This is a genomic window from Acinetobacter sp. TTH0-4, from assembly GCF_015602665.1.
Taxonomy (GTDB): domain Bacteria; phylum Pseudomonadota; class Gammaproteobacteria; order Pseudomonadales; family Moraxellaceae; genus Acinetobacter; species Acinetobacter albensis.
In genome coordinates, this window is the sequence record NZ_CP059079.1 from 2359829 (window position 1) to 2375744 (window position 15916).

The following is a 15916-nucleotide window of genomic DNA, read 5'->3' on the forward strand; positions in this document are numbered from 1 at the left end:
AAAAAGTGGGAATTCAAAATTGGCGTAATTGTAGCAGATTTCTAATTATTATATTCGAGTGCATAACTCACCAATACCATCAACACTCGCCTCACGCAAAATATTTATATCGGATATTTACTTAACAACGGCTCACGGATGATTGGCAAATAAAATGATGTGAGGGCTGAGTAAATATACATGTACTTAAACTAATCGAGACAAAAATCACTTTCAAAAATAATGCCTATATTAGTATTAGCTCAAACTTAATCTGACACTTACAATCAAATATCGGCAACTGTCAGATTAAATTCGGTGTATTACAATTTATAAGTTAATGCTAGAAGGGCAGTTAGTATTTCATACTAAATTTTCCCCCCCACCCCTTTAAACTTTTCAATAAAAGCAGCGATTTTTTGAAAAACACTCTGCTTCTTTGTCAGGTATTGCGGGTTTAAAGGGCTCATTTTAGGCAGAATAGCATTCAGCTCAGTACCATTGTCACTAGCAAATTCCCGTTTCAACGAGGTCGCAATATAACGTCTCGCCGCATCCTCATTCAGATTCTCTGCGCCAATCAGCTCTTGTACTTCACGCTGTTGTTCTGCTTGAGCAAAGGTAAAGAAGGCATCAATTACACTAGCTTTATCATCAATCTGGTCAAGATCAGTTTGGTTGATAAAATCAACCAATAGGCTTTCTTTGGCACGATTGCCGAGACTCGCACGAATCACCCGGCGTACATCTTCGATCAGTGAAGCCTTGTTTTTGACCTTTTTATTGTTATCAAAGATCAATTCCAGAATATAGTCCAAGTTGATCTCTTGTGATTTAAGCAGATCTACTTCAAAGACTACATCATCCCAATCAATCGTCGATTTTTCTTTTTGCTCAGCCGATTTTTCCCGACGTAACCAGTCACGAATATCATTATAGGTGGAACGATAATCTTGGATCTTCCGTTCAGCGGGCATCTGAATGATTTGCAGAGCTGACAGATCTTCATCGCTTAAGTAATGTTGGGTCTTGAATGCTTCGACTGCTGCAAGGTCATGCATATCCACACTTTGCAAGGCTTTTAGGCTGGTGTATTCATCGTAGTTTTGCAACACATTTTCTACACGCAAGTATTCGCCAAATAATTTCGTAAAGGCTTTTTTATCTGATTCTTTAAAAATTTTATCGGGGTTAGGAAAGCGCTGTTCTAATTCTTTCACAACGTCCACAAAACCGCGCCGTGCATCACCAGTCACTACATCGGTGAAGCCTTCCATATACTCCTTGTAGCTTTTTTCCAGTACCACATTCTTGGTATTTTTATCACCAAATAAGGTAATCGCATCGACAGTCGCTTGCTCTAAATCACGGAAAGTAACAATATTGCCGAATGTTTTGGTGGCATCATAAATACGATTGGTACGCGAATAGGCCTGCATTAAACCGTGATAGCGCAGATTTTTATCTACAAATAAAGTATTCAGCGTAGGGGCATCGAATCCGGTCAGGAACATCCCTACCACGATCAGCAAATCGATTTCTTTGGCTTTGACTTGCTTGGCAAGATCACGGTAATAATTTTGAAAACCCTTACTATCAACACTAAAATTGGTTTTAAACAACGTGTTGTAGTCAGCAATTGCCGCATTTAAAAACTCTTTTGCGCTGCTGTTCATGGCTGTGATATCAAAACTTTCATCCTGAATATCGCCTACAGCATCTTGCTCCTCATTGGCTGCAAAGGAAAAAATAGTGGCAATCTTTAAAGGTTTATCACTGTTTTTTTGCAGGTTGTTGAGTGACTCATAATACAGCTTGGCAGCTTCTACACTACTAACGGCAAACATGGCATTAAAGCCCTTGCTACCCGCTTGTAAGCGGTGAGTTTTCTGGCGGAAATTATTCAGGATGTACTGGCTAATTTCACGGATGCGGTCGGGATGCAATAAGGCTTGTTTGTTTTCCGCTGCACTGAGTTTTTTCTCATCCTGTTCGGTTTCGATGATTTTAAACTGTGGACGTACATCATTGTAGTCCACTTTAAATTTCAGGACTTTCTCATCACGAATCGCATCCGTGATGACATAAGAATGCAACTCACGGCCAAATACGCTGGCTGTAGTTTCAGCACTAAGGGCGTTTTGTGGAAAAATAGGCGTACCCGTAAAGCCAAACTGATAGTACTTTTTAAACTTCTTCTTCAGGTTTTTCTGAGCTTCACCAAACTGGCTGCGGTGACATTCATCAAAAATAAACACCACCTGCTTGTTATAAATAGGCAGGTCGCTTTCACTTTTCATTAGGTTGTTAAGCTTCTGGATGGTGGTAACAATAATTTTATTGTCATCTTTATCCAAATTACGTTTTAAGCCTGCGGTGCTATCTGAACCATTAACACTATCTGGTGAAAAGCGCTGGTACTCTTTCATGGTCTGATAATCGAGGTCTTTACGATCTACCACAAAAAACACCTTGTCAATGAAATCCAGCTCGGTGGCCAAACGTGCCGCTTTAAAACTGGTCAGGGTCTTACCTGAACCTGTGGTATGCCAAATAAACCCGCCACTTTCAGTATTGCTCCAATTTTTGGCCTGATAGGCGCTGTTGATTTTCCACAAAATGCGCTCGATGGCGGCAATCTGGTATGGACGCATCACTAGCAGCGTGTCACTGACATCAAATACCGAATAATGTATCAACACGTTGAGCAAGGTGTTCTTTTGGAAGAAGGTGGCAGTAAAGTCTTTCAGATCTTTGATGAGGCTGTTATCTGCCTTCGCCCAATTCATAGTGAAGTCAAAACTGTTTTTGTTGCGCTGGGTGGTATTGGCAAAATAACGGGTGTTTGTGCCGTTGGATATCACAAATAACTGTAAAAATTTATACAGGGAATTTTCGCTATTAAAACTTTCTTTGCTATAGCGATGCACCTGATTAAAAGCTTCACGAATGGCTACACCACGTTTTTTAAGCTCCACCTGCACCAAAGGCAAGCCATTCACCAAAATTGTGACATCGTAGCGGTTGGCATGGCTACCTGTTTGCTCAAACTGCTTGATGACCTGCACTTTATTGCGGGCAATGTTCTTTTTATCTAAAAGGTAAATGTTTTGGATATGCCCATCGTCAAATACAAAATCGTGGATATAATCATCATGAATCTTGCGGGTTTTATCAATAATACTGTCGCTCGGTCTATCCAGCCAAGTCTCCACAAAGCGTAACCACTCTCCATCGGAAAACTGCATCTTGTTCAGTACTTGCAACTGCTCACGAACATTCGCCAGCATAGACTGAGGGTTATTTAAAGTGGGCAGATATTCATAACCTTGATTTACTAAATCTTGAATGAGTTCACGCTCTAAATCGCTTTCGCTTTGATAACTATCTGCTACCTGCGAATCTTTGTTGTATTTATCTAAAATAATAAAGTTATTTGATTCAGCAATAGGACTGTATTCAATCATGTGGTTTTTTCCTGCCTAAATCGATAGTGCTCGACAATATGTTTGATCATCTCTTCCAGAACTTTCTTTTCTTCAGGCTTCAATGGGGCCACTTCTTCAGCTGCGTGTTTTGAATGGCTTGAGAAATTCACAATTCGTTTTGCATACAGATTAGGTAAGCCATCACCCGTTTCAGGCAAAAGATGTTCCCATCTTTTATACCCAAGAAATGTTGCTGTCTTTTCTAGAATATTTCTCAGTAAATTAAAGTGATATTTTTCAACTTGTCCATTTTTTACGATCTCCTCAAGCTGCGAGATTAAGTGCAAATGATATGCAAATGGAGAGTCGTTTGGTTGCTCTACTAGATGAAAACTGTCATACCCCTTGCTTTCTAATCGAAACTTGCTAAACCATTTTGATTTCCAGCTATAGCGCTCAGTTTTATCATCACTACCAAATTCATTACAAAGTACATTGAAAAATAGTGGGTTATGAGTTGTAATAATGAAGTTGACTCTAGATTTATTTAATTTAATTAGTTGCGCTAAATCCACCGCTAATTGGATCAGATGATTTTCATCTAGAGAGCTAACAGGATCATCAATAAATACATACTCAAGGTTGTCAAATGGAGTTTGTTCTGGATAATCAGGATGAATATCATTTAGCGTGAAAATTGCCTGTTCAAGTAACGTATAAAAAACACTCCAGATAAAGTTACTTTCCTCACCTTTTGAAATTTTCAAATTTCCAGGATGCCCATCATCTCCACTCTCTAGCGAAAAAGTCACTTGCGTAAATGCTTTGATTATGACTTCTTGATCATTCTTATCTTTGAATTTGTATTCTTCATTGAATCTAGGTGTGAGCTTATCATTGGTATAACGCTGAAAATTTGTAATGATGTTTTGGTCTTGACCTTGCTCTTCTAGTACCCATTGAGTGAATGAATTAGGGTGGATCAATAATTTTGGATCAGCATCAAATGCTAAATCATTATCCCAATAGAACAAATCTTCAGTAAATGCGCTGTAATAAAGAATTTTCTTATTAGCTAACCCAGAGTACTGAGCATCTTCATCTTCAATTTTAGGTAGGAGCAACTCTTTGAATTTTCGAGAAAGCTGCGTTTTTCCCGTACCATTGAAGGCATAGATCAATTGTACCTTTGGAACAGGTTTAGTTTCTTGTATTACCTTTGTTTTTTCAGAGACCACTCTCTGAACCACCTTAGGTGTACTCAGTTGCAGCGCTATTTCCTCTAGTTTCATTTCAAGCCTTTATCTCTTCAGGCTTAGGTAAACTCAATAACACATCACGATAAGACTCATATTGTTTTTTCCTTAGGTTAAATTCGGCTGTCAACTCGGCTGTCAACTCGGCTGTCATCATGCTAAATGTATCCAAAATTCGGACAATTTCCGTTTGAATTTCAAGAGACTTTTTAGGATTTTCAGGATAAGGGATCGGAATTTCTTTTTTAGCATAATTACCGATCCATTGACGTTTATGATCACCATCAGCCAACTCATTTGGTAATGTATTTAGCCAGTAATAAATATATTTTAAAGAGACTTTAGACTCATCCACCGATGAGATCATTTTCATCGCTGATGATTTTGCTTTGAAATCAAAATCGACCCATTTATTTGCTGTGGTGAAATCATCAAAAATAATTACAGGGTTTTCTGATGCTTTATATATCCCTTCAATTTCATCTGTATAACCTAGAATGAAAGTTTTGCCTGCAGTCAAAACTGGAGTTTCAAAATCTTCTCTATAATTGGTTGTCTTGACGAGATATTTTGTTGGTTGTTCGTACTTAGCTACATCCCCCAATACTTTCCACTCCACCTGTACATCATCGAGGAGCTTTTCCATAAAACTCATGCCCTCCCCCCCTTCAATCTTCGCCACAATCGCATCAATCTCTCTACGAAGCAGGTCAATTTTAGCCACAGTGGTTTTAAGCTCGGCATTGATTTGAGTAATGGGTACGACTACACGAGTATCTTTGGCTTCAACATAGTTACTCACAGACAAGTTGTAGTCATTTGCTTGAATCACCTCACAAGCCACAGACTTGGCAAAGTGGTCTACATCAGCTTTACTATCAAACATCTGTATTATCTGTTCAATATGTTTTTCAGTCAAAATATTATTATTTGTTTCTTTTTTAAATAAACTGCTCGCATCAATAAACTGAGTTGTATTGTCAACTTTACGTTTAGAAAGTACCAAAATATTTACGGCAATAGGTGTGCCGTAGAACAAGTTCGGTGCTAATGAAATAATGGTTTCAACATAGTTGTTATCCACCAGATACTGACGGATTTTCTGCTCAGCACCACCTCTGTAAAAAATACCAGGAAAGCAAACAATGGCTGCGCGACCTTTACTGGATAAGTAACTCAGGGCATGCAGTACAAACGCAAAATCGGCTTTTGATTTAGGCGCGAGTACACCCGCTGGGGCAAAGCGATCATCATTAATTAGGGTTGGATCATCGCTGCCTATCCATTTAACGGAGTAAGGTGGGTTGGAAACAATCGCATCAAAGGGTTTGTCATCGCTAAAGTGAGGCTCTCTTAGCGTATCGCCGAGTTGGATATTGAACTTGTCGTAGTTAATATTGTGTAAAAACATATTCATACGTGCCAAGTTGTAAGTGGTGTGATTGAGCTCCTGCCCAAAAAAACCATCTTCGATAATATGTGCATCAAAGTGTTTTTTGGCTTGCAATAGCAAAGAACCCGAACCACAAGCAGGGTCATAAATTTTATTGACACTGGTTTGTTTGTGCATGGCAAGCTGGGCAATCAACTTGGACACATGCTGCGGAGTGAAAAATTCGCCACCGGATTTTCCGGCATTCGCAGCGTAATTGGAGATCAGAAACTCGTAAGCATCACCAAACAAATCGATATGGCTGGCATTAAAGTCACCAAAATCTAGACCTGCTACGCCCTTGAGTACAGCCGCCAAACGGATGTTCTTATCTTTAACAGTATTACCCAATCGGTTGCTGGTAGTATCAAAATCAGCAAACAGACCTTTGATATCCCGCTCTGATGGATAGCCATTAGCAGACGCTTCAATTGCCCCAAAGATGGTAGCTAGATCAGTATTCAAACTTTCGTTGTTATTAGCATTTTCGGCAATATTCACGAACAACTGGCTTGGATAGATAAAGTAACCCTTGGTTTTAATGGCGTCGTCTCTGATGTCTGGGGTGATGACATTATCAGGGAGCTCCGCATAGTTGATGCTGTCATCTCCGCCTTCGATGTAACTAGCGAAGTTCTCACTGATGAAACGATAGAATAGCGTACCCAAGACATATTGCTTGAAATCCCAGCCATCAACTGCACCTCGTACATCGTTGGCGATTTGCCAGATTTGGCGTTGCAATGCTGCGCGTTGTTGGGTGCTGGTCATGGATACATCCTGAAAAAATACTTGTTAAGAAAGTGTACTTCACATGTTTTTCAACTATACAACTTAAACTCAACCCCTTATCAATTCCCCTACCAAAAACGACGTACAGGGGGATCAGTGATTGATCACATTTTCAATTAAGCCCACAGACTTGAAGTTCAGTATGCTTTATTCATTCTCTTCAAGTGCTACAGCTAGGCAATTGTTGTAAAGTCTAAAATATATAAACAGAATGAGTTTACCAAAAAATCAAGTTTTTTCAGCTAAATCCATAATGAAAAAGACATGATTTGTCGTGCTGATGTATGGCTGTATTCTCTGCTATACTAATTAGACTTCTTGCGTTAGTCAAAATTTAAACAGCCTAAAGCTACATTTAATAAGGTTTTAGCCAGTTCAAAAATTAGGTAAACGATACTTTCGCAAGAGGTCTATTTTAGTTGTTAGATTGATGGAGTCTCAAAATGCTTAAATCTACCGAACAGAAAAAAAAACATATTCAGGCAACCCGCTTGCAAAACTACCAAGCCAGTCTCAAGCTCGAAGGGATTACCACATCAGGTAATCTAACCCAGCTAAGCAAAGCGCAAATTTTGCAAAAATATAAAAAGTATTCACAACCAGAAAGCTAACTGAGTACTGCTATGGATAAGTATGGGGAACTAGGGGATAGCCTATATTGCTATTCAGGGACCAATATTCTAAAAAACAAGCTGAATATCCGTGATGAGCAGATTTTAGAACAAGCAGAACTTGAACTATCAGGCTTATCGAGTAGCTTAATTGAATATGCGGAACCGCCTTACGATTTGCACTACTTACAATCTATTCATGCACAGCTTTTTGGTGACTTGTACGAATGGGCAGGACAACTTCGGCAAATTGATATCTCTAAAGGTGATACTCGATTTTGTACATTTTCCCGTATTGGAATTGAAACAAATAAATTACTTAATCCACTTCAGCAACAGAATTATTTTCAAAGCCTAGAACTAGAAGAATTTATACCTAAACTTGCTGATTTGTATTGTGAACTCAATGTCATCCATCCGTTTCGTGAGGGTAATGGACGTACCCAACGTATTTTCTTTGAACACCTAATTGCTTACTGTGGCTATGGCATTGATTGGTCGAAAATCAACTCTAAAGAACAATGGGTACAAGCAAATATTGAAGGCTTTTATGGTAATTTGCAGCTATTAATTCAAATATTTGAATCGTGTCTTACCCTACCAGACTAAAAAATAAGGGAGCCAAAGCTCCCTTCAATTAGTGACTTGCCAACTTGTTCGCAATCAATTAATTGACTTACCAAGCTAACCAAATGATTCTACTCTGCTCAATTCACTGCTCTAACACTCTGCTGCAAACCCTGCTGGATATCCTGCACAAATCCATCAGGCGAAGCTTGTTGCTCCACCGCCCGGTTCTGTTCTTGTTCAGGGTGATAGTATTCCTCCAACATATCCAAGCCTTCCTCCATATCCACGTCCATCCTTCCATTCGCAAAACCCTTCCTTGCCGTAAAGTCCAAAGCTTCCTGATAGAACCCTGCCTGTTTGCACTGCTCATCAATTTGCTTTGCCTGAATAATGGCATCATTCAGACCAATCCCATCTCTTAAAGTCAGATCCACGTAATACACTGGTTGACGATAACTCTGTGTCGTACTCTTACCCCGCAATATCAATTGCAATGGGAGGCAAGACAACAAACCGTTTGAGGCCGCATGGTAATAACTGAGCCGTGCAGCCAAAGTCCGAATACTGTTAAAACCCGTGGTTCTAAAGATAAAAGTTCCAAATTCATCCGATTCATCCAAATTCACATGCAGACGCCCGTAGGGCTTGCAGTTTCCTCCTTGAGCCAATGGACATAAATCAGGGGATGGACATGGATGTTGCTCCACGCCCTGATTGGTTAATCGCTGGCAGGTTTCTCCATTACCGACACAGACAGGTCGTCCAGTCTGGCGATCAAACAAAGTGTATTCAGCACGTAGGTTTAAGTCAGGATCATTAAAGATCATTCTGACCGGGATTGAACGTAGCTTTTGATTGGGAGTATTCGCTCGAAGCTGATCATCCAGTGGATGTTTCACCCATCCCTCTTTGCTTTGAATCTGGGAAGTAATGGTGAACTGGTCATCCTTTTCTGGTAGACGCTTGCCATTCTTTTCGATCATCCGACCGATACTGATCCGTCCCAGGATTGGAGGGGTAATTGCTAAACCTTTAATCATGTTGATATTCCTTAATGTATTACGTTACGAATTTGGGGCTATGTATGTAGGTCAGAACAAGGACCAAATAAGTTACCCAAAGAATGTAGAGCCAGATAAAGTGCTACAGAAATCGCGACCGATTTGCTCTCTACCGAAGGGTAGAGAGCGGGGAGCGATTTTTGTGAATTTTTGATTTAGTGCTGTGGATCGGGCTTAGTCGGTATAGATGTTGAATCGACGACTGCCCTGCTTTTGAAGTGGATAAAGCTCGATGAGTTCAGGCTGGTGCTGAAGCAATGCCTTGGTATTTAGACTGATAGAATCCTTCGCTTTCTTCCAGACCACTGAGCCATGTGCAAAGACAGCCCTTTCCTTGTCTTGCATCATCATCTGAATTTCATGTTTAAGTTGGTCAAAGCGTTCCTGCTGATGCTGAATCTCTTCCTTTATATTGATGAGTTTATCGAACATCAAATTGGCATTTTCATTTTGCGAGAGATCCTCTACGGTTAAAGGTACATGCGCTGGATAAAGTTGTTGAATCGCTTTAGCTGCGGATTCACTGGCATCGACTGATGGTGGTGTATCCTTTTCCACGCATTCCCAGAAATATCGTTCTGCTTGAACAATATGTTCAATCACCGATTCTGATCGTGTCACTTTGAAGATCTTGGTTTCATGCCCACAGATCAAGACACAAACATGCGCTGCCTGTTTACCAGTCACCGCCAGTTGATGTTGTACCTGACAAAGCACATATAAAGGCACACCATCACGCCACAATTTTGCTCCATGCTCACCTGCTGTTTTGCATTCAAGAATCTGAACTTCGTCGCTTCCTACAACAGAGTAATCCAGATTGGCTAACATAAAATGTTTATCGGGATCAGGATGCTGAAGTACCGCATTGATCCGTCGCACCTTGCTATGAGTATGCATGCTATAGAACTCTGCCACCAAAGGTTCCAGCTGCTTACCCCAATACAACGGTGCTACACCTGAGCTTTCATCTTCTATGGTTTGAGCCTGCCGTCCGGTTTTAATCAGCCAGAGTTCCAGCATCGACATGTAGGGGTTTAAGCCACATGCCGTTGCGGCATCACTGCTACCGATACCTTGTTTACGAACTTCGAGCCAGTCCTGATATTCCATCCCTTTGGTATTGACCAATCGCTTGGCTGCTGTTGAGCGTTTGGTGGTAATGGTTGGATTAACTACAATCTTTGATCCTACCATCGTAGGCTGATGGGAAATAGATACAATTTGATTCATGGAATTATCCTTATAAATTCTGATCTCTGTAAAAGAAATGCATAAAAAAGCCATACCCGACACGAGGTCGGGTATGGCGATTTGTTTGCTGTTTTAATTGAGAGGGGTTACATGAGTGCTCTGATGAGCATTTGTTTGGGGTGACTTGATTTCGACATGAGTGAGTCAGTTAACTTCAGGCGATCAAAGCAAGCGCTTGCTCCAATCCTCGTTGTTTTACACCAGCACCTGCACCGAACCAAGCTGAATCAAGACGGTAATCTGTACTCATGGCACGTCGTTCATGATCCACAAATTCTGTGATGGAACAAAGTAAGCCATAAGCCGTATCTTTAGCTGATGACAGGTCAGCACCACGTCCTTGCCCATTAAACATCTCTAAAGCTTTATTCATGGCACGACCATTCGGTTCAGGCTTTTTCTCCTGAGCTTGCTGCGCGACATTACGATAGAACTGAATAATGTTTTCTTCAGGATCGGAAATTGACATGGTGCTGTTATTGAACACGGCATCAAAGTAGGCTTTGGCTTCCTGCTGACTCACCTTACGCTGTGTGAGCTGTTTCATCTCATACATGTGCTCATCCCATGCACGCACTGAAATACCTAATTGCTGCTTCACTTTCTCTGCATCAAACTTGGTGCTATGTGGAACCTTCACTACACCTGCACTACTGCTTTGTCCGCGTAGAGCAATGGCTAACGTGTTGTTACAGACCACTCGGATACTGGTGAACTGTGCTGTCGTTGCCAAAGTGCCATCACACGCAGTAGCCAGCAGGATATAACCATTACTGACATCCTTAGACTTTAAAGCGGAACTTTGACCTGTACGTGCCAAAGCCCAGAACTTCTTCCCACCTTTCAAAACCCCTGCGGTTTCTAGCTCAAAACCTGATTGCTCAGTCAGATCCCGGTAGAACTCCAGAATCTCTTTAGGCTGAACTTCCTGATAACGCTGACTGACCACAGATAAAGGTGCATGTGTATCTGAACGGTATAACACTCGCTGCTCTTCAAAAGGCATGATGATGCTCTGACCACGTTCATTCTGTGCCATATAACTGACATTCGAGGATTCGATCCGCCAGTCCATCCCAGCTTGCTGTGCCCAGACTTCCAGTGGTTGATTCGGACTCAGCTGATTGCCTAGACCATGCCAAGGGGTTTCGCCAACATAGGCGATCTGTTCGATTTGATGTGCCATCGTTCTTATCTCCTATGATGATTCAACGAAAATTCTGCTGACAGTGATTGCAGTGATAGTAGGTCAGGGTGATCGGCTTTTTAGGCTCATCAAACACACTACTAAATAGGCCACCAATGACTGCACCAGCGATACCACCAATGAATGGGGATACAGGCAATGGCAAACTCTTTGAAATGGATGCACCGATAGTGGCAAACGAAGCTGATGCTGCTAGACCTGTAGAATCAGAACCATTCACCTGCTGATTGACCACTTGAATAACCTGATCCGAAAAACAATAAGGACAATTTAAACTCATAATATATACCTCTAGAAATGACAAAGGCTCACCGATGGGCAAGCCTTGCAAAGTTAAAAAACTCGTTTTCATCTAGATAATGTATATCTGAGATTATTTTCAACTCATTGAAATGTACGCATCTTGGCTTTGCATTTCACACGCAGATGTTGCGCGTCTTTTTCAGGTCGTACTAAATAGCGCACAGCATTAATCATTTTTTCCACTTCAGTAGAATTATTTCTGTGAATTCGACCAATACCTAAAATACCTAATTTCGTGTACTCTTGGATCTGCTCAGGATCATGACAGTTAAAAAAGTATCCTAACTTGCCTGTGATTTTCTGCCATGCCTTTCCAACTTGATGAGCAATACCCCATCCCTCCTGCTTAAAATGCCCATTAAAAAATAGTACCAGATGACAGTGATAGCCCTTATCTACTCCTTGCTCTAATGCCCAACCAAAATCTATCAGGGCGTTGAATGGCTTTTCCCGCTTGCTCATCTGCGCTCTTAGCTCTTTCATATCCTCATAAAAATCAGCAATGTTGATCAAGTGTTGATACTTTTTAATGTAACCCAAATCAATGCGAACAACCTCTGTCCTCGCATATCGCTCTACAGCGCTCCTAGCTTTTCTTTCTAGCGATCGAATATTCCGTGTCTCATTTTCACGATGACGTCTTAAAGCTGCTCGATGTTCAGATTGATAACTCTTAAAATATCGCTGATACTCAACAAATGATTTTCTTTTAAGTTCTTCAATAAGTTCATCTAACCTTAGACCATGAATATCATTCTCTTCCAACCAATTACACCATGCATTGATATATCCGAAATAGTCGTAAGACCGTATGTACACTTGATCGAATTTCTTCAGAAGCTCAGCAAATTCTAAATAGAAATCATGTGGTCTACGATTAGCTCTAATCCATAACTCAGTGACTACTTCAAGTTGGATGGTTAATTTAGATTCATTAATTGATTTACTCATGTTCAATACTCACTCTGGAAATAGCTCCATATGAGAGGGTTAAACTGTATGAATATAATTTTTAGGTTGAATCTAGTTAGGTATACAACTCTATGAATACTCTAGTGATTAGTCTCTATATAGATATATCTAATTAGGTTATATGGATATATTTAATAATATTAGTCAACCTGCAAACATTGAGCTATAGCTTTTAGATTTCCCTTGTGATAATCACCTAATTGAGCAGGCTTCAATGATCAAATTTGCGGAATCTCTTAATTATTAAGTCACTACCGATATCTTTGGATAAAAAAAAGTTATGCGGTAAGTATTTAGGAAGACAAACGCAGGAATTTACTTGAATAGCCTTTCGTGGATATCTTCCTAGTCCGTATACAAGTTTTCTCATCAGACTATGCAGCGATAACTTTTTTGTCTAAAAGCCAGCCTTGATATCATCAATTTATCAGACTAACTTACTCTAGAGGTAGTAGTAACCGTGCTAGTCTTTCTCCCCTACTCTCATAAAAATCAGCTGGCTTATTCACCCCCTCTTGAGATGCATTTTCACTGACTGCATTTACGCCTTTTTCATTTTCATGCGAACTCGCTTTATCTTGTGGAGTATTCTTTTCATCCGTTTTTTTAGGTGTAGCTTCTTTAATTCTACCCCTCAAAATTAGCTCTGGTCTTTTTTGATTGCGACGGCTTGTATTTTTATATTCATTGAAATATTCATATGTAGTATAGAAGTTCACTAGATCAGTTTTCAGCTGAGGAATAAGCCGTTTATCTTCTTTATTCACAATAAAATAGTCTGATTCACTTTCTTTAAACCATAATGTAGGGATTATTTTCAAGTCCGGCAAATTTCTATCAATCAGTTGTCTGGCATTATACCTCTTAGTAAATTCACCCCAATAATCCTTAAATTTTAATTTTACCTCATCAGGAACAACGTCCGAACGAAGGTAACAAATAGCTGTACAGTCAATAGAATAGCTGCCATCTTTAAAAACAAAATATCCGATATAAGCGTCTAAATATGCCCCTATACTCTTTGGTGCACGTTTCGCTTTCTTAAAAAATTGAGTAACAATTGTCTTCAAGGTATTGATATCTAATCGACTCTGGCTATTATCAATTTTAAAGCGTAATAAAATCGTGTTCTCTTTAAAACTTGTCTTTAAATAACACTGTGCTGATCTCGTGTTTTTTTGCACCAGCATTTCCATATAAGCTAATCTGCTTCGGGGAATTGAGATATTGCGCCGCTTGATTACCTCTAATTCTCGTACTATTTGATTTGTTAACTCTGCGGGGTTTTTATCGTGTAATTCGTGCTTTAACAATGATCTTTTTAAATTTACAGGAAGCAAAAAAGTATCATAGACAGTCCAATTAGCTGCCAAATAAAAATCAGTATCTATCCCATTATCTAATAAGGCTAAATACATCCTGACCAGCATAGGCCATTTAGAAGGATCTTGACTAACCGATAGAGTGATCGCGAAACTGTCAATATATGTATGCTCCAAATAAGCCAGGAACAAATTGACCCTTTGCAATAGTTTTATTTGCTGTGCATCTAACTCATCAAAATATTTCAGCATCTCGTAAAATTTGTGTATAGACTTCGCATATTCTGGAGCACGTTTAACTAGACTGGCATCATCCCAGATTGAATTAAAATCATATGGCTTTTTCTCTAGATCATCCTTTTCTTGTCTTTTTGACTTTCTCTTATCATTTCGATCTTTTAAACGACCATCAGCTTTTCTTGTAATTAGACGTATAGGCGTATCAACTAATTGACTTTCGGCAGTGTGATTATCAGGACTAATAATCTTTCCCATTCCATAAAACAATCCTACAAACCACTTCAACATGAGAGCTAATTTTTTGCGATTAGGGAGTTTGAATTCTTTTATTTCTTTTACACCTAAGTGATCAAAAATTTGATCAATCGCAATAATTTCCGATCGAGTAAAATTAGCAATCTTACTACCATGAAAAAATATATCTAACTCACGATGTAATGAATCCTTGATTTGATTGGTATCTATTTTGTATGTTGAACTGTCTAGAATAAATCCAAGCATTAATCGAACTTCACCATTCAGTTCTATTTCACCTTTTGTAAGGATAGATAACCAAGGTAAATGAGTTCTTCCTAGTTCAAGGGTATTCAACTCCTCTACTAGCAATCGTATTTTTCTTCCAATCGGAGTTTCAGCTAATATGTGATCTACTTGCCCTGTATGAATTAATTTTTCAATCTCTTCATCAGAAAAATCCAGTACCTGAAATTTTACTACCACAAGCGCTTGTCTAATTTTCTTAGTGTCTTGTAGCACATCCAAAATTTCACGAGCAATCTTCTCAGCTTCATTCTTATCAAAATTAAATTTGTAGTTCTTTTGCTTGCCTAAATACTGCTTATATTGATCAATCGTCTCAAATACTTCCTCATAAGGAAAGTCTTCAACTTTCCATCTGTCAGATTGAATATCACTTCTAAAGATACACGATATCTCTTTATCTAGAAAATCAATAAAAGCATGAATTTTTTCTGGCAATCTATAATATGTAGTTGCTAGTTTCATAAGTGCAACATCAACTACTAGACCATTATAAAACTCAACTATTTGCTTTTTTTTCGCCTCATTTTTTGAAGCGCAAGCATCATCCCAATCTACTTTGTGATAACCAATAAATTCTTCAACTAGCTCCAAACGCTCATACAGCCTTTCTAAAGTTTCGATAGTTTCCCGAAATATGCCTTTATGAATTTTCCTATTTTGAGTAATTGAATGCCGATAGCTATCCGTATAGTAACGTTTCAAAAATCCAAAAATTTCTTTATCACTCAGTTTTTCTAATTGCCCAATTTCGGGGAGCTCCCTAAAAATTTGAAGGTTTGATTCATTCATGATTGAAATGTTCTAATATTTTTAGCTAATAATTCAAAATTAACACTTCTAACCTTTATGTTTCAAGCTTTCCATCTCCTATCCAGAAAAAATAAAAACTGTTATACCCTATTTACATACTTTTAGACCCTATATTGTAAAACTTAACCCCCTTTTT

At 39.2% G+C, this 15916-nt stretch carries 11 protein-coding genes and 1 pseudogene; 2 read left to right on the forward strand and 10 right to left on the reverse strand.

The window, feature by feature from the left end; all coding sequences use genetic code 11:
• Positions 1-347: 347 nt before the first annotated feature.
• The 4 genes and pseudogenes from H0S58_RS11035 to H0S58_RS11045 all read right to left on the reverse strand — a co-directional run.
• Complete coding sequence (locus tag H0S58_RS11035) at positions 348-3446, reverse strand: HsdR family type I site-specific deoxyribonuclease (RefSeq protein WP_195726532.1); 3099 nt, start codon at positions 3444-3446, stop codon at positions 348-350.
• Positions 3443-4699, reverse strand: coding sequence for an AAA family ATPase (locus H0S58_RS11040; RefSeq protein WP_195726533.1), 1257 nt, complete (start codon positions 4697-4699; stop codon positions 3443-3445). Before H0S58_RS11040 ends, H0S58_RS11035 begins: the two co-directional genes overlap by 4 nt.
• A 1-nt stretch (position 4700) precedes the next feature.
• Complete coding sequence (locus H0S58_RS13820) at positions 4701-5318, reverse strand: restriction endonuclease subunit S (RefSeq protein ID WP_320157541.1); 618 nt, start codon at positions 5316-5318, stop codon at positions 4701-4703.
• A 9-nt stretch (positions 5319-5327) separates the two neighbouring features.
• Positions 5328-6866 (reverse strand): annotated as a pseudogene (locus H0S58_RS11045) (type I restriction-modification system subunit M); the annotation flags it as partial.
• A gap of 464 nt (positions 6867-7330) precedes the next feature.
• Between H0S58_RS11045 and H0S58_RS11050 the strand changes: the two are divergent.
• Entirely contained in the window at positions 7331-7498 is a 168-nt protein-coding gene (locus H0S58_RS11050) for a YhfG family protein (RefSeq protein WP_195726535.1), read from the forward strand.
• Positions 7499-7510: 12 nt separating this feature from the next.
• Complete coding sequence (locus H0S58_RS11055) at positions 7511-8107, forward strand: putative adenosine monophosphate-protein transferase Fic (RefSeq protein ID WP_195726536.1); 597 nt, start codon at positions 7511-7513, stop codon at positions 8105-8107.
• A 98-nt stretch (positions 8108-8205) separates the two neighbouring features.
• Here H0S58_RS11055 and H0S58_RS11060 read toward each other — a convergent pair whose 3' ends face one another.
• The 6 genes from H0S58_RS11060 to H0S58_RS11085 form a co-directional block, all read right to left on the reverse strand.
• Complete coding sequence (locus tag H0S58_RS11060; RefSeq protein WP_195726537.1) at positions 8206-9108, reverse strand: hydrolase or metal-binding protein; 903 nt, start codon at positions 9106-9108, stop codon at positions 8206-8208.
• A 195-nt stretch (positions 9109-9303) separates the two neighbouring features.
• Entirely contained in the window at positions 9304-10362 is a 1059-nt protein-coding gene (locus tag H0S58_RS11065) for a YqaJ viral recombinase family protein (RefSeq protein ID WP_195726538.1), read from the reverse strand.
• Between the two features lie 175 nt (positions 10363-10537).
• A complete protein-coding gene (locus H0S58_RS11070) occupies positions 10538-11569 on the reverse strand; it encodes a DUF932 domain-containing protein (RefSeq protein ID WP_195726539.1) in 1032 nt (343 codons plus the stop codon).
• A gap of 22 nt (positions 11570-11591) precedes the next feature.
• Positions 11592-11870: a hypothetical protein gene (locus tag H0S58_RS11075; protein ID WP_195727607.1), complete on the reverse strand. Its 279-nt coding sequence runs from the start codon at positions 11868-11870 to the stop codon at positions 11592-11594.
• A 104-nt stretch (positions 11871-11974) separates the two neighbouring features.
• The gene (locus tag H0S58_RS11080; RefSeq protein ID WP_195726540.1) at positions 11975-12844 is read right to left on the reverse strand and encodes an inovirus-type Gp2 protein; all 870 of its coding nucleotides are present in this window, start codon (positions 12842-12844) and stop codon (positions 11975-11977) included.
• Positions 12845-13302: 458 nt separating this feature from the next.
• Entirely contained in the window at positions 13303-15759 is a 2457-nt protein-coding gene (locus H0S58_RS11085; RefSeq protein WP_195726541.1) for a hypothetical protein, read from the reverse strand.
• Positions 15760-15916: the final 157 nt, after the last annotated feature.